Origin of the sequence: Streptomyces poriferorum (assembly GCF_019399235.1) — a bacterium.
Lineage (GTDB): Bacteria > Actinomycetota > Actinomycetes > Streptomycetales > Streptomycetaceae > Streptomyces > Streptomyces poriferorum.
On the sequence record NZ_JAELVH010000459.1, the window covers coordinates 1 to 3,224 of the forward strand.

Here is a 3,224-nt window from a genome sequence, read left to right on the forward strand (position 1 = left end):
GTCGGCTCGTCGAGGAAGAGCACGGCCGGGCGGTGGGTGAGACCCATCGCGATGTCCAGCCGCCTGCGCTGGCCCCCGGAGAGCGTGATCGTCCTTCGGTCGAGCAGCTCGGTCAGGCCCAGCTCGTCGGCGAGTTCCGAGGCCCGGGCCACGGCAGCGGTCTTGCCGAGCCGGTACAGCCGGCCCTGGGTGACCAGTTCCTCCCGGACGCTGATGTGGGGGTCGACACCGCCCGACTGGGCCACGTACCCGCACTTCTCCCGTACGCCCGCCGGGTCCTCGACCAGATCGCGGCCGGCCACGGTGGCCGCGCCGCCGGTGGGGGCGAGCAGTGTGGTGAGCATGCGCAGGGTGGTGGTCTTGCCCGCCCCGTTGGGGCCGAGGAGGCCGACGATCTCGCCGGTCGCGACCGTCATGTCGAGGGAGCGGACCGCCTCCACGGGGCCGGTCTTCGAGGCGAAGGTCCGGGCGAGCCCGGACGTACTGATGATTGGCATAGCGACCACAAAAACAGAGTCACTGAAAAATTGCAATGACACCAAATATTCAGGAACCCCAGGGCGTCCTACGATGGGCCCATGGCTGAGGGACTCAGGGAGCGCAAGAAGCGCCAGACCAGGCAGTACCTCTCGGACGTGGCCACCGGTCTCTTCCTGGAGCGGGGATTCGACGCGGTCACGATCGCCGAAGTCGCCCGGGCCGCCGACGTCTCGGTGAACACGGTCTACAACTACTTCCCGACCAAGGAGGACCTCTTCCTCGACCGCAGCCAGGGCGTCGTCGACCGCCTCTCGCGGTACGTACGGGGCCGGGACAAGGGTGAGTCCGCAGCCGACGCCGTCCTGCGCGAACTGCGCATCCAGGTGGAGGGCGTGTCACCCACCGTCGGCCTGATGGACGGCTATGAGCGCTTCATGCGGGTCATCGAGGGCGCCGACAGCCTCAAGGCCCGCCTCTGGCACATCCAGCAGGAAGCCCTCCAGCGTCTGGAGGGAACACTGCAGGAGGAGTGCGGGGCGGGGGACCGGACCGCGAGCCTGGTGGCCGGCCAGCTCTCCTGGGTGCACGCGACGCTCATGGCGTACATCGGGGGCGAGATGGTGGCGGGCCGCAAACCGGCCGAAGTGTCCCGCGACGCCCTCGTCCTGCTCGACGACATCGAGGGCCTGCTGGGCGAAACGGTGCTCAACTACGCCCGGCGCGCCGCCGAATGACGCATCCCGGTGTGATGTCCGTCATTTGAGACGTGACGCGCATCTCTTCACCGCCCCAGCGCCCCTCACGGGTACTAACCTCCGCCGGAGAGCACGGAACAAGAACCGCTGAGAAGCATAGGGGTGCCAACGTGGCCAGGAAGCTCGCCGTCATCGGCGCCGGACTCATGGGGTCCGGTATCGCGCAGGTCTCCGCCCAGGCGGGCTGGGACGTCGTGCTGCGGGATGTCACCGACGCGGCCCTGACCCGTGGCCGTGACGGCATCAAGGCCTCCTACGACAGGTTCGTCTCCAAGGGCAAGCTCGCGGAGGCCGACGCCGAGGCCGCGCTCGCCCGCATCACCACGACCACCGATCTCGACGCCGTCGCCGACGCGGACATCGTCGTCGAGGCCGTCTTCGAGAAGCTGGAGGTGAAGCACGAGATCTTCCGGACCCTCGACAAGATCGTCCGGGACGACGCCGTGCTCGCCTCCAACACCTCCGCCATCCCGATCACCAAGATCGCGGCCGTGACGGAGCGCCCGGAGCGCGTCGTCGGCGTGCACTTCTTCTCGCCGGTTCCGATGATGCAGCTCTGTGAACTCGTCCGCGGCTACAAGACCAGCGACGAAACCCTCGCCGCCGCACGCGAGTTCGCGGAGTCGGTCGGCAAGACCTGCATCGTGGTCAACCGCGACGTGGCCGGCTTCGTCACCACCCGGCTGATCTCGGCCCTCGTCGTCGAGGCCGCCAAGCTGTACGAATCGGGCGTCGCCTCGGCCGAGGACATCGACATCGCCTGCAAGCTCGGATTCGGCCACGCGATGGGACCGCTCGCCACCGCGGACCTGACCGGCGTCGACATCCTGCTGCACGCCACCGGCAACATCTACACCGAGTCCCAGGACGAGAAGTTCGCCGCCCCGGAGCTGATGCGCCGAATGGTCGACGCAGGTGACATCGGCCGCAAGAGCGGGCAGGGCTTCTACACCTACTGATCGTCTTCGGTCCCGGGCCGCCTGATCCGCCGTCGATCAGGCCCGGGGCTTCCGGGGGCCGTCTTCCGGAACCAGCGGATCCGCAGCGGATGCGTACGGGGCCCGCGGCGGGCTTCGGTCACTCCACGGAGTGAATTCGGTATCGGTTCGCTTACAGACGGCAACTTCCCTGCCGCTGCCGCAGTCAGTTGGGGCAGAGACAGTTTCAGACAGACCGACCACGCCACGGAGCATTCCAGGGGAGCGCATATGCACATCAGGGGCGACCACGCCGAGCTGGTCGTCGGGGGCCGCCTCGATGTCCGAAGCGCGGCGGACGCCCGTACGGTCCTGCACTCGGCCCTCGACGACGGAGTCGGCGACCTGGTGCTCGACCTGACCGAGCTGGATTCGTGGGACGCCACCGGGCTGGGCGTCATCATGGGAGCGCACCGCAGAGCCGGGCGTGCCGGGCGGCGGCTGGTGCTCCGCGGCGTACCGCCGCAGATGCAACGCCTGCTGGTGGCCACCAGACTGCACCGCATTCTGGCCATCGAGGGTGGAATCGCCGCAGAGTCCCTGCCGCGCGTCTGAGGGCGCCGGGCGGCGGACACCCGTCCCCGGAGCCCCGGCCGAAGCCACACAATCCTCACGAGACCGTGATCTGTGGGGCGGCGCGGCACCCCGGATGTTCGTAGATACTGTGCGAAGGTTTAGGGTTCGGCCGTCTGCCGATTGACGGACCCACCTGGCGGACACCGGACCGGAAACGACAGCTGGGCGTGCGAGGCCGGGAGGGACAACCGTGCTCGACGCGTCTTGGGGGCTTTGGCGATGGACCCGATACACCGGGGGCCGGAAGAGTTCGGCCACGACGGCAACGGCTTCTCCGAGGAAGCCGGCCGGCGCCGCCCTTCCCGGGATCCGCTGACGCCGGATTTCGGTCAGCAAACACCGCAACAGGCGCGGATCGTCCCGCTCATATCCGGTGACTTCCTGCTCACCGTCAACCCCGTCGACGGCAGCGAGGTCGAGCCGTGCCCGCCCGGGG

At 68.6% G+C, this 3,224-nt stretch carries 5 protein-coding genes; 4 read left to right on the plus strand and 1 reads right to left on the minus strand.

All coding sequences use genetic code 11. The features are described from left to right. Positions 1 to 497, minus strand: a 497-nt coding sequence (locus JGS39_RS38320) for an ATP-binding cassette domain-containing protein (RefSeq protein ID WP_219574389.1), incomplete at its 3' end; no start/stop codon positions are given. A gap of 81 nt (positions 498 to 578) precedes the next feature. Between JGS39_RS38320 and JGS39_RS38325 the strand changes: the two genes are divergently transcribed. From JGS39_RS38325 to JGS39_RS38340, 4 genes are all read left to right on the plus strand, one after another. Then, a complete protein-coding gene (locus tag JGS39_RS38325; RefSeq protein ID WP_219574390.1) occupies positions 579 to 1,214 on the plus strand; it encodes a TetR/AcrR family transcriptional regulator in 636 nt (211 codons plus the stop codon). Between the two features lie 131 nt (positions 1,215 to 1,345). Beyond that, positions 1,346 to 2,194, plus strand: coding sequence for a 3-hydroxyacyl-CoA dehydrogenase family protein (locus tag JGS39_RS38330; protein WP_219574391.1), 849 nt, complete (start codon positions 1,346 to 1,348; stop codon positions 2,192 to 2,194). Between the two features lie 249 nt (positions 2,195 to 2,443). Continuing rightward, complete coding sequence (locus JGS39_RS38335) at positions 2,444 to 2,767, plus strand: STAS domain-containing protein (protein ID WP_018102617.1); 324 nt, start codon at positions 2,444 to 2,446, stop codon at positions 2,765 to 2,767. A gap of 240 nt (positions 2,768 to 3,007) precedes the next feature. Beyond that, a partial coding sequence (locus JGS39_RS38340; protein ID WP_219574392.1) for a hypothetical protein occupies positions 3,008 to 3,224 on the plus strand: 217 nt, incomplete at its 3' end.